At 58.5% G+C, this 25,607-nt stretch carries 25 protein-coding genes; 12 read left to right on the top strand and 13 right to left on the bottom strand.

Annotation, left to right across the window (positions count from 1 at the left end; all coding sequences use genetic code 11):
- Positions 1 to 4: 4 nt before the first annotated feature.
- The gene (locus KM295_RS12170) at positions 5 to 1,687 is read left to right on the top strand and encodes an ATP-binding protein (RefSeq protein WP_256030226.1); all 1,683 of its coding nucleotides are present in this window, start codon (positions 5 to 7) and stop codon (positions 1,685 to 1,687) included.
- A gap of 168 nt (positions 1,688 to 1,855) precedes the next feature.
- Here the strand turns inward: KM295_RS12170 and KM295_RS12175 are convergent, their stop codons facing one another.
- Complete coding sequence (locus KM295_RS12175; protein ID WP_256030227.1) at positions 1,856 to 2,407, bottom strand: hypothetical protein; 552 nt, start codon at positions 2,405 to 2,407, stop codon at positions 1,856 to 1,858.
- A 299-nt stretch (positions 2,408 to 2,706) separates the two neighbouring features.
- Between KM295_RS12175 and KM295_RS12180 the strand changes: the two genes are divergently transcribed.
- The 4 genes from KM295_RS12180 to KM295_RS12195 all read left to right on the top strand — a co-directional run bounded on the left by KM295_RS12180 (position 2,707) and on the right by KM295_RS12195 (position 7,679).
- On the top strand, positions 2,707 to 3,693 hold the full coding sequence (locus KM295_RS12180; RefSeq protein WP_256030228.1) for a thiamine pyrophosphate-dependent dehydrogenase E1 component subunit alpha: 987 nt from the start codon (positions 2,707 to 2,709) through the stop codon (positions 3,691 to 3,693).
- The gene (locus KM295_RS12185; protein WP_256030229.1) at positions 3,690 to 4,667 is read left to right on the top strand and encodes an alpha-ketoacid dehydrogenase subunit beta; all 978 of its coding nucleotides are present in this window, start codon (positions 3,690 to 3,692) and stop codon (positions 4,665 to 4,667) included. Before KM295_RS12180 ends, KM295_RS12185 begins: the two co-directional genes overlap by 4 nt.
- 2 nt (positions 4,668 to 4,669) lie before the next feature.
- A complete protein-coding gene (locus KM295_RS12190) occupies positions 4,670 to 6,154 on the top strand; it encodes a dihydrolipoamide acetyltransferase family protein (RefSeq protein WP_256030230.1) in 1,485 nt (494 codons plus the stop codon).
- 130 nt (positions 6,155 to 6,284) lie between these two features.
- Positions 6,285 to 7,679, top strand: coding sequence for a PAS domain-containing sensor histidine kinase (locus tag KM295_RS12195; protein WP_256030231.1), 1,395 nt, complete (start codon positions 6,285 to 6,287; stop codon positions 7,677 to 7,679).
- Between the two features lie 48 nt (positions 7,680 to 7,727).
- Here the strand turns inward: KM295_RS12195 and KM295_RS12200 are convergent, their stop codons facing one another.
- A complete protein-coding gene (locus KM295_RS12200; RefSeq protein ID WP_256030232.1) occupies positions 7,728 to 7,976 on the bottom strand; it encodes a hypothetical protein in 249 nt (82 codons plus the stop codon).
- A gap of 293 nt (positions 7,977 to 8,269) precedes the next feature.
- On the bottom strand, positions 8,270 to 9,388 hold the full coding sequence (locus KM295_RS12205) for an ATP-binding response regulator (protein WP_256030233.1): 1,119 nt from the start codon (positions 9,386 to 9,388) through the stop codon (positions 8,270 to 8,272).
- A 243-nt stretch (positions 9,389 to 9,631) separates the two neighbouring features.
- Between KM295_RS12205 and KM295_RS12210 the strand changes: the two genes are divergently transcribed.
- Positions 9,632 to 10,681 (top strand): response regulator, encoded by a 1,050-nt coding sequence (locus KM295_RS12210; protein ID WP_256030234.1) that lies wholly within the window; start codon positions 9,632 to 9,634, stop codon positions 10,679 to 10,681.
- Between the two features lie 254 nt (positions 10,682 to 10,935).
- Positions 10,936 to 11,076, top strand: a complete 141-nt coding sequence (locus tag KM295_RS12215; protein WP_256030235.1) for a hypothetical protein — start codon at positions 10,936 to 10,938, stop codon at positions 11,074 to 11,076.
- Positions 11,077 to 11,380: 304 nt separating this feature from the next.
- Here KM295_RS12215 and KM295_RS12220 read toward each other — a convergent pair whose 3' ends face one another.
- On the bottom strand, positions 11,381 to 12,325 hold the full coding sequence (locus KM295_RS12220; protein ID WP_256030236.1) for a type IV pilin domain-containing protein: 945 nt from the start codon (positions 12,323 to 12,325) through the stop codon (positions 11,381 to 11,383).
- Between the two features lie 602 nt (positions 12,326 to 12,927).
- On the opposite strand from KM295_RS12220, the gene KM295_RS12225 reads away from it, so the two are divergent.
- On the top strand, positions 12,928 to 13,560 hold the full coding sequence (locus tag KM295_RS12225) for a peptide-methionine (S)-S-oxide reductase MsrA (RefSeq protein WP_256030237.1): 633 nt from the start codon (positions 12,928 to 12,930) through the stop codon (positions 13,558 to 13,560).
- 172 nt (positions 13,561 to 13,732) lie between these two features.
- On the opposite strand, the gene KM295_RS12230 is transcribed toward KM295_RS12225, so the two are convergent.
- The 5 genes from KM295_RS12230 to tenA all read right to left on the bottom strand — a co-directional run bounded on the left by KM295_RS12230 (position 13,733) and on the right by tenA (position 17,582).
- The gene (locus KM295_RS12230; protein WP_256030238.1) at positions 13,733 to 14,332 is read right to left on the bottom strand and encodes a class I SAM-dependent methyltransferase; all 600 of its coding nucleotides are present in this window, start codon (positions 14,330 to 14,332) and stop codon (positions 13,733 to 13,735) included.
- Positions 14,333 to 14,489: 157 nt separating this feature from the next.
- Positions 14,490 to 14,615 carry a hypothetical protein gene (locus KM295_RS12235; protein WP_256030239.1) on the bottom strand — a complete coding sequence of 42 codons (126 nt, stop codon included), beginning with the start codon at positions 14,613 to 14,615 and terminating at the stop codon, positions 14,490 to 14,492.
- The gene (locus tag KM295_RS12240; protein WP_256030240.1) at positions 14,615 to 16,147 is read right to left on the bottom strand and encodes a sodium:solute symporter family transporter; all 1,533 of its coding nucleotides are present in this window, start codon (positions 16,145 to 16,147) and stop codon (positions 14,615 to 14,617) included. The genes KM295_RS12235 and KM295_RS12240 overlap by 1 nt, the downstream gene beginning before the upstream one ends.
- Complete coding sequence (locus tag KM295_RS12245) at positions 16,141 to 16,920, bottom strand: TenA family protein (RefSeq protein ID WP_256030241.1); 780 nt, start codon at positions 16,918 to 16,920, stop codon at positions 16,141 to 16,143. The genes KM295_RS12240 and KM295_RS12245 overlap by 7 nt, the downstream gene beginning before the upstream one ends.
- Complete coding sequence (gene tenA, locus KM295_RS12250; protein WP_256030242.1) at positions 16,917 to 17,582, bottom strand: thiaminase II; 666 nt, start codon at positions 17,580 to 17,582, stop codon at positions 16,917 to 16,919. The genes KM295_RS12245 and tenA overlap by 4 nt, the downstream gene beginning before the upstream one ends.
- 104 nt (positions 17,583 to 17,686) lie before the next feature.
- Between tenA and KM295_RS12255 the strand changes: the two genes are divergently transcribed.
- The 3 genes from KM295_RS12255 to KM295_RS12265 all read left to right on the top strand — a co-directional run bounded on the left by KM295_RS12255 (position 17,687) and on the right by KM295_RS12265 (position 19,189).
- The gene (locus KM295_RS12255; RefSeq protein WP_256030243.1) at positions 17,687 to 18,610 is read left to right on the top strand and encodes a thiamine-phosphate synthase family protein; all 924 of its coding nucleotides are present in this window, start codon (positions 17,687 to 17,689) and stop codon (positions 18,608 to 18,610) included.
- Positions 18,611 to 18,677: 67 nt separating this feature from the next.
- Complete coding sequence (locus KM295_RS12260) at positions 18,678 to 18,929, top strand: AbrB/MazE/SpoVT family DNA-binding domain-containing protein (protein ID WP_256030244.1); 252 nt, start codon at positions 18,678 to 18,680, stop codon at positions 18,927 to 18,929.
- Entirely contained in the window at positions 18,926 to 19,189 is a 264-nt protein-coding gene (locus tag KM295_RS12265; protein WP_256030245.1) for a hypothetical protein, read from the top strand. The genes KM295_RS12260 and KM295_RS12265 overlap by 4 nt, the downstream gene beginning before the upstream one ends.
- A 21-nt stretch (positions 19,190 to 19,210) precedes the next feature.
- Here KM295_RS12265 and KM295_RS12270 read toward each other — a convergent pair whose 3' ends face one another.
- The 4 genes from KM295_RS12270 to btuC form a co-directional block, all read right to left on the bottom strand.
- The gene (locus tag KM295_RS12270) at positions 19,211 to 19,810 is read right to left on the bottom strand and encodes a hypothetical protein (protein WP_256030246.1); all 600 of its coding nucleotides are present in this window, start codon (positions 19,808 to 19,810) and stop codon (positions 19,211 to 19,213) included.
- 250 nt (positions 19,811 to 20,060) lie between these two features.
- A complete protein-coding gene (locus KM295_RS12275) occupies positions 20,061 to 21,554 on the bottom strand; it encodes an MATE family efflux transporter (RefSeq protein ID WP_256030247.1) in 1,494 nt (497 codons plus the stop codon).
- Positions 21,555 to 21,776: 222 nt separating this feature from the next.
- Positions 21,777 to 22,979: an ATP-binding cassette domain-containing protein gene (locus tag KM295_RS12280; protein WP_256030248.1), complete on the bottom strand. Its 1,203-nt coding sequence runs from the start codon at positions 22,977 to 22,979 to the stop codon at positions 21,777 to 21,779.
- Positions 22,976 to 24,022: a vitamin B12 ABC transporter permease BtuC gene (btuC, locus tag KM295_RS12285; protein ID WP_256030249.1), complete on the bottom strand. Its 1,047-nt coding sequence runs from the start codon at positions 24,020 to 24,022 to the stop codon at positions 22,976 to 22,978. Before btuC ends, KM295_RS12280 begins: the two co-directional genes overlap by 4 nt.
- 58 nt (positions 24,023 to 24,080) lie before the next feature.
- Between btuC and KM295_RS12290 the strand changes: the two genes are divergently transcribed.
- Positions 24,081 to 25,127: a PGF-CTERM-anchored ABC transporter substrate-binding protein gene (locus KM295_RS12290; RefSeq protein ID WP_256030250.1), complete on the top strand. Its 1,047-nt coding sequence runs from the start codon at positions 24,081 to 24,083 to the stop codon at positions 25,125 to 25,127.
- Positions 25,128 to 25,607: the final 480 nt, after the last annotated feature.

Below are 25,607 nucleotides of genomic sequence, written 5' to 3' on the forward strand. Positions count from 1 at the left end.
CCTCATGCTCTCCACATCCGGTAGCGTGCTCTTCTGGCATATGTCCGCGTTTAGTCTCGCGTGTGTCCTTGGTTTCGCGTGTGTCGTCTGGACGTACCATCGGCGAGACCAGTACGCCGCACAGGCGTTTCTCGTGTTCCTATTGGTCACCGTCGCATGGAACGCGACCGTATTGCTCAGAATTGTCGGCCCGGTCTCACTCGCCTGGGAATTGCACTTAATCGAGCAGTTTTTTCAGGTACTGATTACGATCGTCTGGTTTTATTTCGCTGCTGTCTATGCGGGATACCGCGCAGTGCTCACTCGGCGGCTAGTCGGATACCCGCTGGCTGGCGTGGCGGTAGCCATGCTCCTCGTGGAGTCGTTTCCACCCATCGCGGCGATCACAAACACGGACCCGACGACGATCGAGGAGCCGTTCACCTTCGTGACGTGGACCGATACCGCGCTTGCCGGGGTCGTTGAGGTACTCGCGCTGGCGGCGTTTGCTGTCGGCTCTGGATTGATTCTGTACAAGCTCTTGACCGCGAACTACGTGCAGGCATGGCAGATTGTGCTTGTCTTCGTCGCAACAACCGGGACTATTTTGGTCGAAGTATTCGAAGATGCGATTCCCCACGCCGTCTCCGGTGTTGACTATCCCGCATTAGCCGTGACAGGTGTCGGTGTCTCCTATGTGGTCGGTCTGTACCGGTACGATCTCTTCGGGTACACGCCAGTCGACATGTCTGATGTGATCGATGGAATCACCGCCCCAGTTGTCGTACTCAACCCGGAACAGCGGGTAGTGGACTTCAACGCCCCGGCGAAGGCGATGTTTGGGGCGTTAGCCACTGGGTGCCGGGGCGACGTGGTGCTGCCGGCGGCAGTCATTAATGCCGTTCCTGTAGATACTCCGGAGGCGAGCGAAGCCGAGGTGACACTCAGCCGCGACGGCGAGGATCGTGTTTACCGGCTGTATGCCGCGCCTCTCGATTCCTTTGGGGATAACCAAGGCGTCGCTGTCACCCTTCGTGATGTCACCACCCAGCGTCGCCAACAGGAGAAACTAGCTCTCCTCAAGCAGATTCTCACCCGTTCGCTCAGACACAACATCCGCAACAACGTCGATATTGTGAAAGCGAACAGCCAAGAGCTGATCGACAACCTCAACGGTCCGGAGCAGGCCCACGCACACGCTGTGTACGATGCCGCTGATGATCTACACTCAATCAGCACAAAGACGCGGGTGATGAAAGACGTCGCAGAGAACCGCGGACGGACAACACCGGTGGCGCTGTGCGAGCTTCTTACCACGACGGTCGCCGAGTACGAACAGACGTATCCTTCCACCACTTTCGTCGTTGACTGTCCTCCAGCGTGTTCAGTCGAAACAACACCCGATATCGAACCCGCGGTTCGGAACCTCATCGAGAACGCTGCTGAGCACAATTCCGCAGCCGACGCCGAGGTTCAGGTGTCACTCGAACAGCGGGACGACGCAGTCGTAATCGAGATAGCCGACAACGGGCCCGGTATCCCGCCGAACGAGCTGACCGTACTCGAGCGGGGGCGGGAAGACGTCCTTGCTCACGGGAGTGGGATCGGGCTCTGGATCGTGACGATGGTCGTCGACGAAATCGATGGCACCATCACCTACGAGACCGGTGATGCGGGAACGACGATCACGCTTCGGCTCAACAGATGAATCGCCGGAGTCCAGCACTCAGAGGGGCTGGGTATCCGTGCTTACGCGATTCATCCTCGCCGTGAACACCCGGATTCTCTCGCCGAAAGAAAGAGAGCCAGTCACAGGAAGAAACGCAACACAGAGAGCGTCGACGCAGCCTCTCAACGTTCTCTGGGGCTGCTACGTTCATCTCTCTTCGCCGACAAATCGTACGTCGATCCCGTTGTTTTGGATATGGACGTTATGCTCTGGGCTAATGCCTTTGTCGTCCTCCGGTCTCGCTTCCCATGCGCTCTGTGGCACTTCAAAGGTCTTCTGAAGATTCACGTCGTCGCCACTTGCCTCGAGTTTGTTGATATACGTCGCGGGGTCGGAAATGGCAATTACCACGTATTCGTTGTCTGAGATCGTTCCCTCGCCTTCAAATACCAGCGTTCTTTCGTTCGACTCTCTGTTGACAGTTAGTGAGATCCCAACCGAACCGTCATGATCGTTGTATATTTCCACCCCGTGGTAATCGTCCGACGTTTTTGATTTCTCCCCGAAAACAAGCTCGGCAAAGGGCTCCTGTCCGGGGTACGAGCGCGCAAACTCGCTTGTGCGTTTTTCGACCGATATTTCGTCCGTCGTTGTCACCGTAAACTCCGATTCCGCTTGTGTTTCCCCTATCGAAGCACAGCCACCAAGTGAGACGGCTAGAGTGAGACCGCTAGCTCCGAGTAACTGACGACGTTTCACACTTCGTACTCTGTGCTCGACCACAAAAACCCCTGGAAGGCTCAAAGACCTGTTCCATGACCTTCTTCACCCGACAGGTGCCCCGTTCGTACTGAACAATTTGTCTGCCTGCAACTGAGATACGACCCCGTGTGCCGGGCGATCGTGTCGGATACGCCGATATGAGCAAGGGGTGTATCGTCGTCCCCTTCGAGTCGCATCGACAGGTATCCGAAGCTACGATATCCAACAAAGTACGGATTGTTGGCCAAAACACAGGAATGTTAATACGCACTGTGAATGATACCCGATCACACCGTATGAATCTGAACGACGAGCAACGACGCGAGATCTACGAGAACCTCCTGTTCGCCCGGCGGTTCGAGGAGACGGTCCTCGAGGCATACGAATCCGGCGGCGTTCCAGAGCTTCCGCATCTGAGCATCGGACAGGAGGCCGTCGGCGTCGGGGCGACGTATGCGCTCTCGGAGGACGACTGGATCGCACCGTCGCTACGGACGCGGGCGCCGATCCTGATGCGTGTCCCGCTGAAGGAGGTCACGGCCGGGATGTACGGCACCGTGTCGGGACCCTCGGAAGGGCGGACGACCCAACATCACATGGGGTCGACCGAACACGGGATCCTCGGAACGACCGGCATGGTCGGGAGCCACCTGAACGCGGCCGTCGGCGCGGGGTTGAGCAGCCGCCAACTCGGGGACGACCGCGTCTCGGCGGTCTTTTTCGGCGACGGGGCGACGACACGGGGGGAGTTCCACACCGCGTTGAACTACGCCGCAGTCGAGGATCTGCCCGTCGTATTCATCATCGAGAACAACGGCTGGACGGAGGAGACGCCGATCGAACAGGTGACAGCGGTCGAGGAGGATCTGATCGAGTTCGCCGGCCACGACCTGCCCTCGTCGGTCGTCGACGGGCAGGACGCCGACGAGGTCCTCGCGGCCACCTCTGAGGCGGTCGACCGGGCCAGGGAGGGCAACGGGCCGACCCTCCTCGAAATGAAGACATACCGGTACCGGCCGCACGCCGAAGTCATCCAGGAACGCCGCGACGAAGCGGAGATCAAACGCTGGAAGCAGCGGGATCCGGTGAAGATCTACCGCGATCGTCTGCTCGACGACGGCGTCGTCGACGAGGCGTGGCTCGAAGATCTCGACGCGTCGCTCCGGGAGGAGATCGAGGCGTCGTTCGAGTTCGCCCAAAACGATCCCGCCCCGCCGGAGGAGACGATGTACCACGTCTACAAGGACGTCGAGGTCGATCGCGACGGAGGGGTCGTCCGATGAGCGAACATACCGTCAGAGAGAGTATCAACCGGGCGCTGGCCGAGGAACTCGAACGCGACGAGCGCGTGTTTCTCTACGGGGAGGACGTCGGGGACTACGGCGGCCTGTATCAGGTCACCGACGGCCTCCAGGACCGGTTCGGCGAGGAGCGTGTCTTCGATACCCCGCTGTCGGAGACGACTCTCGGGGGGACGGCAGTCGGTGCGGCGCTGACCGGTACTCGCCCCGTCGTCGAGATCATGTTCGGGGATTTCATGGCGATCATCGCCGATCAAATCACGAACTTTGCCGCGAAGATGTACTTCAATTACGGCGACGGGACGGGCGTCCCGATGGTCGTCCGGACGACCTACGGGGCGGGCGACCAGTTCGGCCTCCATCACAGCCAGAGCCCGATCGGGTGGTTTCAGAACGTCCCGGGGATCAAGATCGTCGCCCCGTCGACACCCCACGATTACAAGGGCCTGCTGAAGGCCTCGATCAGAGACGACGACCCGGTGATCTTCCTCGAAAACAAGCTTCGCTACGAGGACGAAGGGGAGGTACCCGACGGCGAGTATACCGTCCCGCTGTGCCGGAGCGAACGCAAGCGGAAAGGCGAGGACGTGACGGTCGTCGCCATCGGTGGGATGGTCGATGTGGCCATGGAGGCAGCCGAGCGACTCGAGGCGGACGGCGTCGACGCGGAAGTCATCGATCCACGGACCGTCGTCCCGCTGGACAAGGAGCCGATCTTCGACTCCGTTCGCAAGACACACCGACTCGTCATCGTCCACGAGGCGGCCACGTTCGGCGGCTTCGGCGGGGAGATCGCGGCCGAGGTCGCGGAGGAAGCGCTGTTTTATCTCGATGCGCCGATCGAACGGGTTGGCGCACCGTTTACGCCCGTCCCGTTCGCCGAGAACCTCGAGGAGGCGTATCTCCCCGACGAAGAGGACGTGATCGAGGCGGTACAGAACACCCTCGGGAGGTAACCATGCAAACGCTTACGCTACCGAAAGGCGGGAAGACGATGGAGGAAGGGACCGTCGTCGAGTGGCTACTCGAGGAGGGTGAGCCCGTCTCCGCGGGCGAGCCGGTCCTCTATTTCGAGTCGGACAAGGCGACGAGCGAGATCACGGCCGACGAGGACGGCGTGCTCCTCGAACGGTCGGTGGCGGAGGGCGAGACGGTCCCGGTCGGGACCGAACTCGGCCGGATCGGCTCGGACGACGAGGCGATCGAAGGAGCCGACACCGCCGGTACCGAACCGACGGACGGCGAGCCGGATCCGGCCGGGAAGCCGGAAGGAGAACCGGATCCGGGATCGAAGCCGAAACCCAACTCGGACCCGGCTGGCGCTGCGCCGCGCGCGACCCCGTCGGCCCGACGGATCGCCCGCGAACGGGGTGTCTCGTTGTCCGCCGTCGCTGCAGAAACAGGCGTTCGACAGATCACCCGCGACGATGTGGAGGCGTACACCCCGGTCGGGGCGGACACAAACGGGGACGATGTAACGACGGCGGCCGAGCCGGACGAACTCACCGTCGAGCCCGTTTCGAACCCCGAATACGGAGATGTCCTCGGCTCGCCGTGGGCCCGCGTGCTCGCCGCAAACCACGGCATTCCGCTGTCGGCTGTCGCCGACGAGACGGGGACAGACCGCGTTCGGGCGTCGGACGTGGCGGCATACGTCGAGAACGAGCCCCGGGAGCCGGGACCGGAGCCGACCGGGCCCGGACCGGATGCCGCTGTCGGGACCGAGCCGGTCACGGGATCGATCGACGAGCCCGCGATCGCACGGGAAGGGCCTCCGACCGGCGCTCGGGGCGTGATGTTCGACCGGATGAGCACGGTCGCCAACGAGTACGCGAGCACGACGACGGTCGCCCGCGTCGACGTGACCGATCTCGTTTCCCTGTACGATCAGCTCTCGGCAGCGTGGGGCGAGGACGTCCCGCTGTCGCTGACCGCGTTCGTCGTCCGTGCCGTCGCCCGATCGCTGCCGGAACACGATGTCCTCAACGCCGAAGTAACGAGTGAGGAAAACGTCCGTGTCTACGAGGATATCAACGTCGGCATCGCCGCCGACACCGACGAGGGGCTGTTGGTTCCTACGATCTACGACGCCGACGATCGCACCGTCCGGGCGCTGAGCCGCGAGATCGACCGACTCGCGTCCGGCGCGCGCGACGGAACGCTCGATCACGACGACATGCAAAACGGGACGTTCACCGTCTCGAACGCAGGAAATCTCGGCGCGTATATCAACACGCCGCAGATAAATCCGCCACAGACCGCCGTGCTCGGTATGTGTGCGATCGTCGACGAACCCGGTGTCGTCGACGGCGAAGTCGTCCCGCGGAAGATGATGCATCTGACACTCACCTACGATCACCGTGTCGTCGAGGGTGCGACCGCCGTCGGGTTCCTCCGGACGGTGAAATCGCTGCTCGAATCCCCCGAATCGCTGCTCTCGTAGCACTGGACAGTGCTACATAGGGCAGATTAGACGGGTGGTTCAAATTGTCCGATATCGGATAAAATTCTCGCATTTTCAATAGAACAGTATTTTCAACCACTGTTATGTACGAACCGCTCATAACACCCACATGGACGATGAGTCGTACCGGAAGCTCGTGGAGGAGTTCTCGGATATTGCGACGATTATCGATTCGGACGGGACGATTACGTACGTGAGCCCTTCGGTTACTCGTACCCTCGGATACGAACCCGAGGAGTTGATCGGGGAAGTCGGCTACGAGTATCAACATCCGGACGACCGTGAGGCCGTGGCCGACGCTATCGAGACTATCCAGACGAACCCGGAGGATACCAAAATAATCGAGACACGGTTCCGTCAGGCCGATGGCTCGTGGTGTTGGATCGAGGCGACGATGCAAAATCGGTTCGACGATCCGGACCTCGGCGGCATCCTCGTGAATAGCCGTGACATCTCCCAGCGCAAACGACAGGAAAGACAGTACCAACATCTCGCCGAAGAGTACAAAACGCTCCTCGAGACTGTCGAGGACGCTATTTTCTTTCTTACCGTCGAGCAAACGGATGGAAAGAACGTGTTTCAGTTCGAACGCCTGAACAGAGCCTACGAGGAGCAGACCGGGATTACAACCGCCGAAGTTCGTGAAAAAACCCCGACCGAGGTGTTCGGTGAGGACCTCGGGGCGCAACTGCGTGAAAACTACCGGCAGTGTGCCAACGCTCGAGAATCGATATCGTACGAGGAGGAAGTCCCCGTCGAGACGGGCGCTCGGTTTTGGCAAACGGTTCTCACGCCAGTTATTACGGACGACGAGGTGACTCAGATCATCGGTATCACACGGAACATTACCGAGCGGGTCAAACAGGAACGCCATCTTCGGAGGCAAAAAGAGCAACTCGACGAGTTCGCAAGCGTGGTCTCCCACGATCTGCGGAACCCACTCACCGTTGCCCAGGGTCGGGCAGAACTGCTCGGCAACGACTGCGACAGTGAGCATCTTACCCCCCTCATCGAGTCACTCGACCGGATGGAGGAAATCGTCGCTGATACGCTCACACTCGCCAAGGAGGGACAGGTTGTTTCGGACCCGAAACCGATAGAGCTGGTCAATTTGGTCGGTGCATGCTGGAAAAACGTACGAACGGACGGGGCAACCATCGAAATCGAAGACGACATCAGGATTAGTGGTGACCGGAGCCGGCTCCAGCACGTTTTCGAGAACCTCTTCGGGAACGCGATCGAACACGGCGGGCCAGACGTGACCGTCCGCATCGGCCGAATCGATGACGACGGGATTTACGTCGAAGACACCGGCCCAGGAATTCCGGAAGACGTCCGTGAGACGGTGTTCGACCCCGGGCATACCTCAGCGACTGGTGGGACCGGCTTTGGATTGACGATCGTCAGACGGATCGCTGAGGCTCACGGCTGGCAGGTTGCGGTTGTCGATGGGAGTGACGGCGGGGCACGGTTTGAGTTCACTGGTGTCGATCTCGATCAGTGAACGATACGGGCCGTCAAACCCGACCGCGTTATCGCTGACTGATTTTTACTACCGGACGATTCGCCCCTCGTACACGTCTGCCACGTCGTTATCGAACACTTTGCTGTATCCCAACTCAGTGAGCAGAGCGTCGTACGCATCGGGTTCTGTTTCAGGGATCACCATATCGACATCAGTAGTGAACCGGGTCTGAAACGCCGAGATTGTCCACTCTCCGACGAGCACGTACGACAGTTCTTCGTCCTGTACGGCACGGCGTGCGTCGATGAGTTCGCCCCGAGGCTTTTCGAGGCTCATTCACAGGAGGACCATACCCTCCGTTTGCGTTCACCGTCCAGCTGTTCAAGCGCACACTGGGGCAGTCCCACCGCCCGAGTGACCGGATACTATCGAGTTTGGGACTCCACGTCCGGAGGAATCCCCTTCGGACCGCCAGATTCTCACTCGATGGTACCTTCGAATCCCGTATGCCAGAGGAGTAACGGCGGTGTGGCCCCGCCAGGAGACCAGTCATGCCAACCGGGTTGCAAGTCAGCAGATTTCCCAAACGTGCAGCACGGGAACCTGCGCCGTTCACCGTTTCGAGGGGGTCACTTGGTACTGATATTAACTCCAGTAATCTCAAAACGACTGCCGCCTTCCGATCCTTCATGTACTGAAACGCTCCATCCGTGGGCGGAGGCAATATGGCTCACCCGTGCTAATCCGAGCCCATTCCGTCCCTTGAGATCGGACATCCCGGCCCGGAAAACGTCGTTTCGGCTGTCTTCAGGAATGCCGGGGCCGTCATCGAGAACGTAGAATCCATCGGGCAGCGGTCCGACCTCAACCGTTACTTCTGGCGGCCCGTGATCAACCGCGTTGGTGTACAGTTCTCGCAATAGTCCAAGCGTTCTTTCGCGGTTAGCCACGATCTTCCCCGAGACCAGAGGCTCTTGTTCAATTATCTGGAGGCTTGCTTTTTTAGTATTGCTCTGGCTCCAGGCCGAACGAGCGGCCTCTGTGAGTCCTAAGGGTTCTGTGGAACCGACTGGCTGGCCCTGCTGTATCAGCACGTTCAGATCGTCAAGAAACGTATCGATACGATCGAGGGCTGTAGTGATTTCGGACAACGGTTCGTTCCGGTCGGTTTCTTGATAGTCGTCCTCCTTTGTTTCGGTGGAAATATACTGAGTATACCCCTTTGCCACGTTTAAAGGACTCCGCAAATCATGAGAGAGCACTCGCCTGATCTCACCGATCCGCTCTCGCTCCCAGTTTAATTCCGCCCGACAGCTTTCAAACGCGGGTTCAGTGCCGGCATGTTCCCGAGAACGGGAGGGGGCAATCCCGTCTCGGATACGATCTGCGAGTCGATCAACTGCGTCTGGATGGTCCCGCTGAACGTATCCCGAGACGCCAGCGTTGAGTGCCGACGCCGCGATCGATTCCGAACCACTTTCGACGAATAACACGAGCGGAACGGCCGGTTCCGTACCCTGGCCAGCTCGTCGTTGGCTGAATTCGATGCCGTCTATCCCAGGGAGGTGGTAGGCGCTGACGATACAGTCGGGGGGTTCCTCCGCGTCCGCAAGAAACGACAACGCTGCCTCGGCGTCGGGTTTAGAGACGGAGTCAGCTGTAATCTCCGATCGCGTGAGAACCTCCATTATGGCGGACTGATCTGTTCTATCGATACCGACGTATAATAGAGACAGCGACGAATTCATTGTCTGCAGACGTAGGCACTGCCAGTTAATAGGTTTTCAAATCCAGGTGCCCGGTATGCCCTTCGACAGCACAGCGGGGTCGACTCCGGCAATCGGTTTGTGGGGATCGCATTCACCCGGTTTGCAGACTGATCCGTCAATCTGCGGAAGGGTAACTCGATGCTATCCGTTGCCTGTGGATGAACCCAATCAGCTAAAACGGTGGAAACAATCATAACGTAGCTGTCCATATCTACTGGTGCCTTGTCGAGATCTATCGTTGCACACTTCCACGCCGAAGTCGAATTAAGCCACTCGACGGAAGGTCGGTCGCTTCAATCCCGGATCGTTGTGAGCGATGAAAGGATTGGGGTGGCGATAGACGGGACGAAACGGACGATAGAGTTCTCAAGTATCTTCGACATCGTTCAGGGGGTCTCGCGGCTGCGGAAGGCTGGATCAACTGAGACAGTCACTCTCGCCTTTTGGGGTGACAATCAGCGAGAGACGATCTCTATCAGCACGGATGTAGAGGTATTGGTTAAATTCCAGAAAGTTCTCTACAGGAAGCTACTGGACGGGATAGAAGTCGTCGCTACGTATCGAAGTCGGACCGGAGAAGAAAAAAGAGAACGGCACACGTACCAACTTTCCGTTACTAGCTCGCAAATCCGTCTCCGGTCGACCGAAACCGACCACCAGATCAGTATCCGCCGGGACGGTGTAACCAAGTTCAAAACTCCTTCGAACTCCCCGACGGACGGTGATCAAGAGCCGGCGGCGGTCATTTACTCCGACACCGGCAATTGTATCAGTAAAACAACCGTCTGTATGCCGTCTTTTCGGGCACTCAATCTGTTCGGGCGCTATCTACGGGCAGACCTGCTGTCTACGGACGAAATCGGGACTACGACTGGATCCAAGGATACAATCGAAGTACTGCTCGTCGATGACGATCCCCATGATCTAGAGATGGCGGAAGTGTTCTTGAAAGAGCAATCCGATCGATTCAGTTTCACATCTGTCTCGAGCGCATCAGAGGGACTCGATGCCCTCAATCAACTAAATAATTCTGCCGAATTCTTCGATTGTATTGTGAGCGACTATCAGATGCCCGGGACGGATGGCCTCGAATTTCTTACCGAGATCCGAGAACGCTATCCGAACGTGCCGTTCATCCTCTATACCGGGCAAGGGAGCAAGAAAGTAATCAAGCAGGCGATCTTAGATGACGTGACCGACTATGTAGAGAAAGGCGTTGGCCGCGAACAGTACCAGATCCTTTCGGAACGTATTCGAAAAGCTGTTCGCTAACCAAAACGCCACACCGGGGTGGCGCCCAAGACACACTCAAAAGCAACCTCGCGACGTATGAGACAACAAGGCCCGTCTACACTTTCACTATTTCGATCAGTGTGGATCCAGTGCTACCCCTCTTTCTGTTCGGCGGAGTCTTCCGAGGGACATAGGATTCCCAGGCCACCCACCGTCTGTTAGAACCAACTTCTGAGACGATCTGGCCGGAGGCCCCCGTCAGTCTGATTACTCTGCACGTTGTTTGTCATCACATGACATGCAAAATCGAATGTAACGACTGTGAACTCGAACGCCAGATCAACGATTGCGTGACGGCTCACAAGCGTGCCAAGGAACATGAGGCAGAGCACGGCAACCACTTCGTGATGTTGTACGACCGTTCTAGGGGATGACTTACAGCGGTTTGAGGCGAAAGCCCGCCCGTTTAAGCCTGTCTCTTACCCACAAATCGGGTCGGTGCCGAGATCAATGCATTCAACCGAACATCCCGATATCTTCGGATATAACTCCTTTATGTAGCGGTTTCCGATTTCGTTCACCCGCATTCAGTAACCCCCCTACCACCGATATCACCGCCCGAATCGCTCCACATCTCGATCTTCTGATTACAGATCAGGATCAAAAGCGTCTGAAGCGTCCGTTTGGAGCTCAGTGAACTTATGGGTAAGAGACAGGGCTTCAGCCGTGTGGAGGAGGTCAAACGACCTGTAGGTACAGTTCAGCGGTACTTCCATCACCCAATCCGAGATATACGATAACGTCTGCGTCCGCTTCGTTATCCACGAGTTTCAACTCATCTGAATCGTCGATCCACCTGTCATCTGGTCCAAATGCTCTAAACGAGACAGTGACGGTATCATCGGTGGCTGCCAGTGTGGCGTTCTCACCGTTGTTGTTTTCAAGACGGTATGTTGTTCCGTTAGCAAGGAAGGAGTCATCATCCCGACCCGCCTTGTCTGCGTTCCCATCGGTAGTTGCGCCGGAGGTCCAAAACTCGGGGTTCCCCAAGTTGCCGTTGTCGATCCAGACGCCGTTGCTAATCGCGGTTGCATCGACGGCAAAATCAACAATAGTCACCGACTTTGACCCCGTGTTTTCGATTACTAACTCGATCTCTGAGCTTTGCGTATCGACCCCCTCAGTCTTCACCGCTTCGACGGACTCTGCGGAAGCCGGTGTCGACGTCGGGGAGGTTCCACGCTCGAGTACTTCCCCTCTGAACAGAACCTTCGAATGCCTGTCTGACCGCCATATAAGAAATAACTCCCCTGTTGGCGCTCCCGAGATCCGGCACTCTGTCCCCGGATTTATTGTATCGTGTGTTGCATTGCAGGCTTGTCCGTCAGTACCGGCATAATTGCCCAACGACCCGCCCGACGCGGCTCGGAGATACACGTTCTCTCCCTCAAGTGAGTCCCCACCAGTATGAGTGAGCACGACCGTTGTTTCGTTCTGGTTCATCTGGAAGGATGCTAGTGGCTCATCTGGAGACACATCATCAACCAATCCAAGCACCAAAGTGCCGCTGATAGCCGCCAGTATGGTTATTATCGCAACCAGCAGGATTGTTGCAATTACCGGGGAAGCACCTCGGTCATTATTATTGGATCCGAACGGTGATGTGACTTTTAGAAAAGACAACTTTGTCTCCAGTCTAAATGTGTGGGATATAGAATGTTATGTTTATCCGATCGAATCGTCGACCGCCCAGGGACAGATCCGTCTTATACGGCAATCGTTCGACAGCCGCCGGAAGGAGCGAACAGTCCAGCCGCTCGATATGCTCAGCCTGCGACAGCGATTTGAACGAGCGGTACCGATCTACTGCCGTGCTAGGACTCCGGTTTTTCACCTGTGACGTGTGCGAGACAGTGTATGCAGATGTCGAGAGACCGCCACGGTGTAGCAACTGTGAAGCCGACCCAGTCGTCGAAATAAATCCCGAAACTCAGGCCGTGGCCTACTTCACCGGACGGTAAAACTCGTGGTGCCGGTCTCTATAGTAGTCGGTGGACGTCAGTGTAGATCCACCCGCGAGTGTCCGGCCAGCGTGGCTGTCGCTGGCCATCCGGCTGTGAGTGGTGTGTAAACAGTACTACTGACTACTATAGTAGCCCCTTTCGGATTGCAATCCGTGTCTCGATCTCTTGGCGGTGATGTCTTTTGTCTCGAACGCTTACCCATAGATAATGCAGCGGCGCCTCCGGCGGCTGCTCCGCACGTTTCACCGGAGATTCAGATCGATGAAACCAACACCGACCGCAATACGCGAATACGACACGCAGGCACCACCCAGTGAGATGACCGAAACGGCAACGTTTGGGGTGGGGTGTTTCTGGGGACCGGATGCTGAGTTCGGCGCACTGGACGGAGTCGTCCGAACACGGGTCGGGTACGCGGGGGGCACGAAAGCCGATCCGACGTACCACTCGCTCGGAGACCACACTGAAATGTTCCAGCTCGACTTCGATCCCGATGTAGTCAGCTACACCGACCTCCTTGGCCACGTATTCCGGAGCCACGACCCACGCTCGCAGACGCGAAAGACACAGTATCAAAACATCGTACTCACAGAGACGGCTGCTCAACAGAAAGCCCTCGAAGAGTTTCTACAGACACGGGGGCTTTCCACGGACGCGATCGATACTCGGATCGAGCAGCTTTCGCGGTTCTACCCCGCCGAGGATTATCATCAAAAGTACACGCTCCGCTCGAAGCGCATTTTCATGAACGCGTTCGAAGAGCTAGGATACGATGAGGCACAACTACGTGAGTCTCCCGCAGCGGCCAAACTGAACGGATACGCGTCAGGACACGACACAGCTGCGGTTGACGAATTAAAAAAGGATAGAGCTGCCGAGAGTGGGGACTTCTGATAACGTTCCGAGGTCACGCTTCCAACTCAGTCTATTGTTCCGGTCAGTAAACCCGAAAAAGCGGTTGCGGTAAAAATAAATAATCAGTAGTGATCGTTCAAAACGGTCTCAAAGAGATGGTTCAGCGTCTCTTTCATCGCCGGATATGAGGCTGCAAAACCGAATCACTACGTCATGAATCCAGCTGGGCGAAGGCGAACTCGGTGCTACTGCCCAGTGGATCGGTCGCAATCTCGGTCTGGACGTTCCCGAAGCCGGCGTCCCGAAGCTGGTTCAGTGTGGCTTTCCTGCCAGGTGCGGAGAACAGCATCGACCCTCCCATCCAGTTCTCCCGGATCGTCTCAAAGCGACTTCCCGGCAGGGTAACCAACAGCCAGCCGCCCGGTCTGAGCACCCGCGCGAACTCCCGATAGACCGTCGGGTGCTCAGTCCTTGACACGTGGAAGACGGCATGATACGCTGTGATACCATCCACTGTCCCGGCCACCAGCGGAAGGTGGGTCATGTCGGCTTGAACTAATACTGCATCCGACACTGTCCCGGTTGCGAGTTCGAGACCGCGGCGTGAGATGTCGACACCGATACTCCCTGCCGGCAGATTCGCCAGCGTTCGCGCACCATCGCCCGGGCCAATATCGAGGACCCGCGGATCCGGCGGCAACCGTTCGAGCAACTCCCCGATAAGCTCAGTATCGGACCCGTCCGGATCTCGACGCTGTGCGTACGTCTCGGAGATCTTGTCCCACTGATGGCGGATCTCTGTTCTGTCCATAGTATGTTAGGGTCCGCTGTTGGTATCAATCAAATGAATCGGGAAGTTTGGTAAAGAAATGACCCCCCGACTCTCGTTGGATTCACCGAAACGAGGGATTGCGGTCCGTCGGAGAGATGAGTATCCCGACGGCCCTTCTCGGGCCTCGCTGTTCGCTCTATGTGCTGTCGAGTAAGCCGGCGTCGCTGGCGATCGCGTACACCTGGTAAACGAAAACGAGAGCTACCCCGATAATTACGCCCCAGAGCAGCACTGCAAACAGCGTCGAACTGATCGCTGTCATCAGTCGCTCACCTCTCCGCCATCGGCCGCTGGCTCGTCGAGGCGCCGGATCTCGGCCGCAAGGTCGCTGTGGTCGTATTCACCGGGAGCGAGACGGGCCACGAGCAGCGTTGTGATAGTCGAGGTGAGGAACGCGCCGCCGAACGCAGTCAGATACAGTGGATCCGCAGCCGGCAGGACGCCACCGAGGACAGGAATCGACCGTATCAGGGCACTGAAATCCGGGAAATACGCCAGTCCGACCGCGAGACCGATCAGGCTGCTAACGAGTGCACCCCCACCGGTGAGTCGTTTCGAATAGAGGCCATACAGGAGCGGGAACGCGACTGCGGTACCGAGCAGGTCAGCGAAGAAAAAGAGACGGAGCACGCTTCGTGCCCGGAGACTGACGTAGACCGCGCCGACAGCGACGACGACCGTCAACAGGCGTGCGCCGAGTTTGAGTTCCCGGTCGGCCGGGTCAGCGAGCAGTCGCGGCAGGTCCGCGGTGACGATGCTGGCCAGTGCATTGAAAAGCGTGTCAACGGAACTCATCACGAGTAACAGTGCCAGAAGGACGACCGCGAGGACAGTCCACTCCGGGAAGGCTGCCTGCAAGAGGACAAAGAAGGCGACGTCAGCGTTATACGAGGAACTCGTCACGTCGGTCACGATGTCGGCATTGCCCGCCGCGACGAGGCCAAAGAGCGCCGCAAGGAAGACGATCAGGCCGTTGGCGATGGTTGCGTTCCGAAAGCCACGTTCGATTGTCCGGCTGTCTTTGGCGGCGTAGATCCGCTGCCACCAGGTCTGATTGATGAGTTCGGCCCCGAGGATGGCGAAGGCGAGCCCGAGTCCGAACTGGAGGCCCGGGACGAATCCGGGATCCAGCAGTGCCGGGTTCGCTGCGTTGATTCCCTCGTGAATCGCGCCGGCACCACCGAGTGTGAAGGTCGCGCCCGCGAAGGCGACGACCAGCAACGGGAGAATGAGTACTGCCTGAATCGAGTCGGTAAAGATCGACGCCCGCAAGCCGCCGTAACTCGTGTACAACAGCACGAACCCGCCGACGAGGACGGCAGTCTGCCACTGGGGAACGCCGGCCACCAGCGAGAGTGCGCCGGCGATGCCAGTCAGTTCGGCAGCGACGAAAACGAACATGTACAGAGAACTCACAACGAGGACGAAGGCGTACATCGCCGCGCCGTAGCGGGCGTGGGCGTACTCGGTCAGCGAGTGGCCTGCGGGGATCACCTTTCGGATCCGTGGCCCGAGTTTCGAATACGCCAACATCGGAAGCGCCTCGCCGATGGCGTACCCGACGACGGCGGCGATTCCGAAACTCGCGCCGGCCTCCGGGGCAGCCAACAGTATCCAGACGCCCATGACCGAGGCGACGAGCGTCGCTGTCGTCCGGCCGTTGCCGGCGGAGTTCCGGGCAGTGATGAGGTCCTCGGCGCTTCCGACCGTTCCCCGCGAGTACCAGAGCCCGAGGGCGGTAAAGCCGACCAGTGTGGCGGCGGTCAGACCGAGCGCCACGGTCGTGGTTACCATCGGCTCTCACCGTTCGCGACGGTGGTCGCCGTCACGTCGTCCGATCCCGTCTCGCTGTCGGCCCATCTATACGCGCTGTCGAAGAACGAAACCTCCAGTTCGACCGTTCGGCGGAACAGACGAGCTAGCTGTCGCTGTCGACGCGGTGAGGCGGCCGCTCCCTCCCGGTCCAGTTCCGCTCGAAGCCAGGCGACGAACTCGTCGAACGCGGGATTGTCGTGGAGTTCGATCCATTCGGCGAGATAGAACTGTGCCGGCGGTTCGTCCATCGATTTGCCGGCCCACGAGCGATAGCTCCACTCCGCCGGGACCAACACGGCGAGCGTTTCCGCGTAACCGCCCGTCCGAGCCGCCCCCCGAAGCAGATCCTGAAAAGCTCGTGTCGTCGGCGTCAGATCGGGATCGTTCCGGTCGGTCTCGGGCACACCGAGCGCGTCGAAGGATCGCTCGAAGTAGTCGTTCTCTTCGTCAGTGAGCGTCCCAAGGAAATCAACGAGACGGGATCTGGCGGTCATCGACGGCGCGTCACCGAGGGCGTGACCGAAGGCCCCAACGAGCGAGTCCAGGAAGGCGTAATCCTGAACGAGGTATTCCCGGAACACCGCGTCGTTTAGCCTTCCGGCGCGAAGTTCCTCAGTGAAGCGATGTCCGGTCGCGGCGGTCCAGTCGGGCTCCGAACGCGCGCGACACCAGTTCGTGAACCGTCCGTCCTCGCCATCCTCGAGGGCGTTTAGGTACTCGGTGAACGTCTCGTCGGGCGTCCCGTCGCTCATACCGACCACTCCTCCTGTCGCCAGGCGGCGTCCCAGAATCGGTACTCGTAGCGTGCCGACGTCCGGAACAGGTCCCGATAGCGGTCGCGCTCGGCAGCGGTCGAGTCGGCCCACACATCGTTCATCAGGTCCTTGCACCACTCGGTGAGTTCCGTGAACTCCTCTCCGGCGTACATATCGATCCACTCGGCGTAGCCCTCGTGATCAGGTCGCCCCTGCTCGGCTAGCCGCCGGCCGGTGACGTTGAACCCCCACATACAGGGCAACAGCGCCGCGACCAGGTCGCCGAAGGTACCTGTCACCGCAGTTCGGACGAGAAAGTCGGTGTACGCCTGTGTCGTCGGAGAGGGGGTCGTCGCTTCCAGTTCGGCTTCGGAGATCCCGAATTCCGCCGCGTAGTCCCTGTGTAAGTCCATCTCGGTGTTGATCGTCGAATCCAGCAACTCGGCGAACGTGCTCATCCGATCGAGACCGGGTGCTGTAGTCGCCCCGTAGGCGAAGACCCGCGCGTAGTCGATCAAATACACGTAATCCTGGCGCACCCAGTACCGAAACGGTTCCTCGTCGAGCGTTCCCGCACCCAGTCGGGTAACCATCGGGTGCTCGCAGATGGCATCCCAGATCGGGCCGCCGATCGTGGAAAGTTCCTCAGTGGCGTTCATACTCCTGCATGATTGCTCACTCGGTTTATAATTAACTAATATAACCTGGTTTTACTTTCGCGGTCGCCGGACGATTTTTATCTGATCTGGTCGATGCGTTGTATATGTCGCTGGTGCTACCGGGTGAGATCGTCGTCGAGGATGTTCTGCCGACGATCAGGGCGATGCTCGCCCGCGAACTCGCGGACAACGGACTCACTCAGCAGGCTATCGCCGATCATCTCGGTGTGACACAGGCGGCAGTGAGTTCGTATCTCAACGCCAAACCTGGCCGAACGGGTCCGATCGCGGGTGACTCCCGGACGCAGGCGACCGTCGAGCGGATCGCCGACGGGTTAGCGAGCGGGACGATGGACGGTTACGACGCGCTGGTTGAACTGCTCGACCTGATCGAGGCCTTCGAGGATCGGGGGCCGATCTGTGAACTCCACGAGGACGCGATGCCTGCGCTTCAGGGAATGAGTTGTGATCTCTGCGTCCGTGGGATCGATCCGGATCTGGAAATCGAACGCGAGACGCTGGCGAACGTCCGACGCGCGGCGCGGCTCCTGTCGACCGATGACAGGATGGCTTCGGTCATCCCCAACGTCGGGACCAACATCGGGATGGCCCTTCCGGACGCGACGACGCCGACCGACGTGGCCGCAATCCCGGGTCGAGCCCACGCGATCCGGGGACGGGTCGAGATACCGGCGGACCCGGAATTCGGTGCGTCGAAACACGTCTCGACGCTGATTATTGCTGCTCACGCTATCGATCCGTCCATCCGTGGTGCGATCAATCTCACCACCGAGGCGTCGTTGCTCTCTGCTGCCCGTGACCGTGGGATCGACCCACTCGAGTTCGACGCCGACTACGACGACAGGGACCAACGCCTCCGCAAGCGGTTCCGGACCCGTAGCGAGGTGCCACGGATCGTCTATCACGAGGGTGCGTTCGGCATCGAGCCGATCTCCTATGTTCTCGGAGAAACAGCCGAAGACGCTACGCAGGTAGCCGCCGAACTCGTTGAGGCCGCGAACATTTGATGCGGGCACCGCATAACCCCTCACGATTAGTGGAAATATGATCACGATGGACTCCAAGGGGTGAATCGTGCTGTCACAGGAGGTCCGGGAACGCCTCGGGAGCGATCCCGGTACCGAAATCGACATCCACGAGGAAGACGGCAAGGCAGTCCTCAAGCCCGAGACCGATCCCGAGAAGGTCATCGAAAAGACGGAACAGCTCATCTCCGAGGCGGTGACCGACCGCGACGCCCCCGATGAAGAGATACATTCGATCGCCGAGGATCACGCCGAGACGATCCGCCGCCAAGCGACGAGCGACGAGCGACGCCGACGATGAGTGATGACACATATCCCTTCGACGTCGGTATGGTCGCCCTCGCCCATGCAGGAACGCCAGTCAGTGAGACGGCGCTCTCGCACGTGACAGACGCTATTGCAGGCACCACCGACGCCGTCGTGCCGTACCCGGCACTCTTCGGTTCCTACGTTTTTCTGACGAACTGCTACGGATTTTCGAACGCTGACGCCTCTCGCTTGATTGAGAATTTCGCGGACGAGAAATTGGAATCGACGAAGAACTATCCCCTCCGTCTGTAGGACGGGAGAGTTTACGGGCGATTACTCGTCTTCTTCAGGTTCGTCCTCTTCCCCATCATCGTCATCGCTCTCTTCGTTTTCTTCTTCATCGTCCTCATCTTCATCGTCCTCATCTTCATCGTCCTCATCTTCCTCTTCTTCGGCCTCTTCACGTTCATCGTCTGACTCGCTCTCGTCGTCATCCGCCTCGTCTTCTTCGTCCTCTTCTTCCTCAATTTCGTACTCGTACTCCTCCTCGACGAGGGTCAGCGAACTGTCCTCAATAACGTACTCCAGTTCGCCCTCCGCATGGTCGGATTCGTACCCGACTTCGAGTTCCTCAACCGACTCGTCATCCTCCGTGAGAGCCGAGCGGTCGACCGTCGCGGTTCCGTCAGCGTCGGTGGTGAGGGTGACCCCTTCTTCGCCTTCGACGGTGATCGAGGCGTTCTCAACGGGATCGCCATCGTCGGTCATGGTTACCGTGACGGTTTCGTTATTGAGCGTCGCATCCATCTCGAGATCGGAGACGGACGCTGACGACGCGCCGGTGTCTGTCTGTGCGATACCCGTTGCTGCGGCACCGGTTCCAGCAACAACCAAGACTGCCAGCACCGCAAACAGAGGTTTTGAGACTGACATTGCAATTGACACGACGGCTGTGAGAGATATAAACCGGGAACACCGTCACACGGAATCTCATCGAGTTTACTCGGATTAAAACGGTTTAATCGCCCCCGAAATACTTTTTCGAGCTTGTGGAGTTATACCGGTTACCTCGTAAATACAGTGTATCGATCGATTCCAGCGGGCTGGAATCTGTGCAGGGTTGAGTGTGAGACCCGCATCTTCCCTCTTTCAGGGGTCACAAATCACATCGAACTCGGTGAATTCAAGCTCTGTTTTGTTGCTCTCTATCAGCGACAGGAGAATCTTCATTAGCACGGTCAGAAGTCTCCTCGTCCAGTTTCTGTGTCAGCTCCACACCACGCCACTTTCCGAGCTCAAACCAGCCAGCGGCGACGATAGCAGCGATGATGCCTGAAAAGGCAAAAGCGAACCAGATCCCCGAGGGTGTTCGACTGCCGAAAAACCAGATGTCAACCGGAACGAGGTTCTGAGAAGCGACGTAGGCGATCGGCAGACGGATGAAACCGAACAGCAGGACTGCGATAGCGGCGGCAGTCAGCGTCTTTCCCGCTCCACGGAAGCCACCGCTGTAGGCCCGTAACACACCGACAAAGCCGAACGTGGGAGCGATCCACCGGAGAAACGTTGCGCCCTCAGCTACGACTGCGGGCGTGCTATCGAACAGACGGATGATGTCCGGCGCAAACAAGAACGTGATAACTCCGATCCCCGACAGCAGAACGAGAGACACTCTTGCAGCGAACCGGTTGGTTGCGACGACGCGGTCGTCCCGACCTGCACCAATATTCTGGCCGGTCATTGCTTCGACACCTCGATCAATCGCGATAGCGGGCATGAACACCATCGAGAAAACGCGGATGCCGACACCGAACGCCGCGACGACGGATGTCGAAAACAGTGTTACGATTATTAATACAGCGTTGACGGAGATCGCTCTGCCGGTATTTTCGATCGATGCTGGAATACCGATGCGTAGGAGTTTCTTGCTGTATCCGAGGTCAGGGACCATCTGCCGGAAGTAAATCTGAATCCCGTGAGACCCACGTAGCATGAGCCAGAGGCCGACAACCATCGCTGATCCGCGGGCCAAAACGGTTGCGATTGCTGCCCCCTCGACTCCCAATCGAGGGAACGGCCCTACACCGAAAATAAGCAGAGGATCCAGAGCGACGTTGAGAATCACCGTGCCGAGCATGACCAGCATCGGCGTGACTGTGTCACCTGCACCCCGCATCAGCGCAATAAACACAGTAAAGCCGAACAGAAACGGCAGTCCCAAGCTAATAATTTCCATGTAGTTGACGGCTAGGGTCAGTACGGTCGCCTCTGCAGCGAACACCTGTAGCAGTTCTTCGACGAAATTAAAACCCAGAGTACCGAGTCCAACCCCGGCTAGCAAAGTGAATATTACCGTCTGAGACGCAGCATATTCGGCCCTTTCAGATTGGTCCGCGCCGGTGTGTTGGGCAACTAAAACGCTCCCAGCGACAGTTAGACCGAGCCCCAGCGAGATGAACAGATAGACCAGCGGGAATCCGAGGCTGATTGCCGCGAGCGCCTCGGTACTGTATCGGCCAAGCCAGAACGTGTCGGCGAGGTTGTAGCCGACCTGAAGCAAATTAGTAATAACAATCGGAAAAGAAAGGAAGAACAGTGATTTCGGGATCGAACCGCTTGTCAAGTCTAGCTCGGATTGATCCCTGAAGAGTCCACTGAGACGGGTCGAAATACTCACAGGCCGTCACCGTTAGCTATGGGGCTGTCGATTTCTCGTTTCCATTCGCCGGACGGAGAGAAGGAGGGTATTCGTGATGACAACACCATCTTGGTACGGTTCTTAGACTGAAAAGCAGTGTGTAACAAGCCAGAGCGGACCCTATCGATAAACTATTATTATAACACCGGCCAGGACTGTTCGCTGACTGACAAATGGACGAACTGTTCTGCCGGACGACAGTTATCGTTGCCAGTTCGAGTTCTGGGGCGCATCCGTTGGCTCCGACATACCGGAGAGTCGCCGAATCGTGGCGATCAAGTTCCGTTCGGAGGTGGTGTGTGTGGCGGCGGGATGATCGATCCCTTCGAGCGCGACGAGCCCATCAGCCTCCCCGACCAGCGACTGGTTCGGAGTGGAGGGCACGGATGTCAGCACCGTCGCTACCGCGTCGTCCTGCAGAGCCGCCGCCCGCCGTTGGGTGTCGAGATCGGGCGAGCTAAACGGTGGAGCGATCACCACATCCTCGGCTAATCGGCGTGCCGTATTGACGGCGGCGTCGTTCTCCGGAAGGATCCCGACCGAAACCGCGATCCCGGCGGTGCTGAGACGGGCGATGACGCCTGCTGCCCGCTCGCCGCCGCCGACGATATGGACCCGTGTGTCGTTTGGCGGGACATCCGAGACGGGCGTGACAGTCTGTCCACCTGTCGCCGAGTTCGTCCCGACGACCGTCCGCACGCCAAAGGCCTCCTCGAGCGTTTCGTCGGTGAGGACTGTCGACGGAGAACCAAGGGCACGAATCCCGCCGCCGTCGAGGACGGCAATCGTATCGCAGAACCGAGCCGCGAGTTCGATGTCGTGAATCGCCGCGACGACGGTTTTGTCGTCATCAGCCAGTTCACGCGCCAGCGATAGCGTCCGAAACTGGTGGTTGATATCGAGACTCGCCGTCGGCTCATCCAACAGCAAGACCGGGGTCTCCTGTGCTAATGCACGAGCCAACAGGACACGCTGTCGTTCACCGCCACTAAGATCGCCGACGGGTCGTTCGGCAAACTGCGCCGTCTCCGTTCGCTCTAATGCGGTTTCGACGGCTGTTCTGTCCGCCGCCCCCAGCGGTGAGAACCGACCGCGGTGGGGCGTTCTGCCCATAGTGACGATATCTTCGACATCGAAATCGAACCCCAGGGATGTCTCCTGTGGAACGGTCGTGACAAGTCGCCCGACGGCCTTTGATGATAACGCCGAGATATCGTGTCCGTCGATGGAAACCGTCCCCGACGTCGGCGCCACCAGTCCGTTGATCGCCCGCAGCAGTGTCGTTTTACCGGCGCCGTTCGGCCCGATTAACGCGAGAAATTCACCCGTTTCGACCTGCAGTGAAACATTCTGAAGGATCTGATTATCCCCCAGTTCGACGTGAACACTATCGATGTCTATCACAACGCATGCACCTCCCGGCGGCGAAGAAGATAGAGGAAGAACGGTGCTCCGAGTGCGGCTGTGATGATGCCGACAGGCACCTCACCGGGCCCCATCCTGGCGACCGTATCGGTTGCGACGAGAAAGACCGCGCCGGCGAGCGCACTCGTCGGCAGCAGAATTCGATGATCCGGCCCCACGAGTAATCGCAATATATGGGGGACGATCAGCCCCACGAAGCCGATGACTCCAGACACGGCAACGGCAGCGGCGGTTGTGACACTCGCCCCCGCCAGTAAAACGCGCCTCGTCCGTTCGACATCGATGCCAAGCGTCCGGGCATCGTCTTCGCCGAGCAGCATGACGTTGAGGTCGCGGGTGTATGCGAGCAGAAACACGAAAAGAACGACGACGATCGGGAATATGAGTCGAACCTTCCCCCAGGTGCTGGCGTGGAGATGTCCCATCAGCCAGTAGATCGCCTGCTCAAGATTGTTTCCGGCTCCAAGAAGGAGATAAGAGATGACAGCTCCGAGGAAGGTCTGTACGGCGACACCGGCGAGTAGAAGGGTCGCAACCGGGGTTCGACCGTCCTCGGTCGCAATGAGATAGACGCCGAATCCGGCGAGAAGCGCCCCGAAAAACGCGGCGGCCGGCAGACCGTACGGTATCACGACCGGCGAGACGATGTACGCAACGGCGCCGACCGCAGCCCCCGTCGAGACGCCGATGATCGACGGGTCTGCCATCGGATTCCGGAAAAATCCTTGCATCACCGTTCCCGCCGACGCGAGCGCAAACCCGACAATCGCACCGAGCAAGATCCGGGGCAGTCGAACCGACCAGATAATGGTTTCAGTCGTCTCGGAGACATCGAACGTGAACGGCCGAACCCACCGCAGACTCCCGTCGACAACCATCGGAAGGGCAAAGCCGTTGAGAACCGCAAGCATCGACTCGAGGAGGCTGATCTCTGCTGGTCCGACTGTAATGCTCGTCGTGATGACCGCAGCCAACAGGACCGAAATCCCGGCCGACCATACGACTATCCGACGGAGGAGCACAGTTCAACTCTGGTTGGTTTAGTTAAAGTACTTATTGACCGAGGGGTAGATTCCTATAATGGATGATCGATTGCGATTGGCCGCTGTGATGACACTCCTCTTTTTGATCTGTTTCACCGCAGCCACCGGCCCAGTGGCTGCCGCCCACGACGCGACTGACTGTTCGTTCCCGATTACCGAAACCGACGCAACGGGAACCGAAGTGACACTGACGGAACCGGCCACCGAGGTCGTGGTTCTCGATGCTTCCTCGGCGCAGGTATTCTGGGAACTCGGCGCCGAAGACCATATAAGTGGGATGCCCGTTGAGGACTTCACCGCATACCTCGATGGCTCGGAAAATCGAACGGACGTAACTGATGGCCAACAGGTGAACGTCGAACGGGTAGTCGAACTCGATCCCGACCTCGTCATCGCACCGAACTACGTCGGCGAGGAGACCGTCGCACAACTCCGCGAGACCGGGTTGACGGTGTATCAACTCGGATTGGAGAATTCGATCCAGTCCATCTACGACAAGACAGCGCTGTACGGTCACTTCGTCGGTGGGTGTGCAGCCGCGACCGAGACTGTCAACACGACCCAGACGGAAATCGAGGAGATCGAAACGTCTGTAGCGGACCTCGACCGACCGCGAGTGCTGTATTACTTCTTTAATTTTGCTGCCGGAAGCGAGACGTTTATTCACGAGTTACTGGAGACGGCGGGCGGCACGAACGTCGCAGCGGAGGCCGGCACCTCCGGATACGTCGAGATCTCCGATGAGGTATTTGTCGAAGAAGACCCCGAGTGGATAGTCGCCCCGAGCCACGCGGGATTACCCGATGGGGAACCGTTCACATCGACCACCGCGTTTCGCTCCGAGCAGACCCTCGTCGTCAACGAAAACCTCGTAAGTCAGGCCGGGCCACGGATCGTCGTTCCGCTACGTCAAATGGCTGAGGCGTTCCATCCCGAAGCGTTCGACGCCAACGGAGAGCCGACTACCCCCGATAGTGAACCGAGCCCGGAGCCCGCCGAACAGCCCGGCTTCGGAATCCCGATAGCGGTCATCTCACTTCTCGTCGCAACTACGTTCTGGCTGCATCGACGGACGGATCTGTGATAGACTCGAACCAGGCACTCGAAGAACACCCGGGTTCTCTCGCTGAAAAAAGATCGCTGAGCTCTTGCCGTATCCCTATCTCGATACAGCGAGAGAATTCCGCCCCTTAGCTCAAAAGCTTCTGTCCTATTGGTCGGATTTTCTTCTTAATCCACTGTCGTCGACGTAGTAATGTACCGACCAGCAACTGTGCTCCGACCATCAGAAGGAAACTCAAGAGCCCAATACCCATGATGGCCCCTAAAACACTCCCTGTCGATACAGCGGCCATCGAAACGGCAGTCACACAAACGAAAAGCGTACCGAATACCACAGTGCCAAGAACCGTCGGCGACACCGCCGAGACCGAGTTCGTTCCTATTGGCGATCTCATACCCCAGAAAGCAGCACTGTAATAAAAGATCGCTCATCTGTAGAAGTCAGTACTTAGAATTTTCTCGAACCAGCGATCTGTATTGAGTGTGAGGCTGAAGAAGTTCA

This window comes from Natronomonas aquatica (assembly GCF_024449025.1).
Classification (GTDB): Archaea; Halobacteriota; Halobacteria; order Halobacteriales; family Haloarculaceae; genus Natronomonas; species Natronomonas aquatica.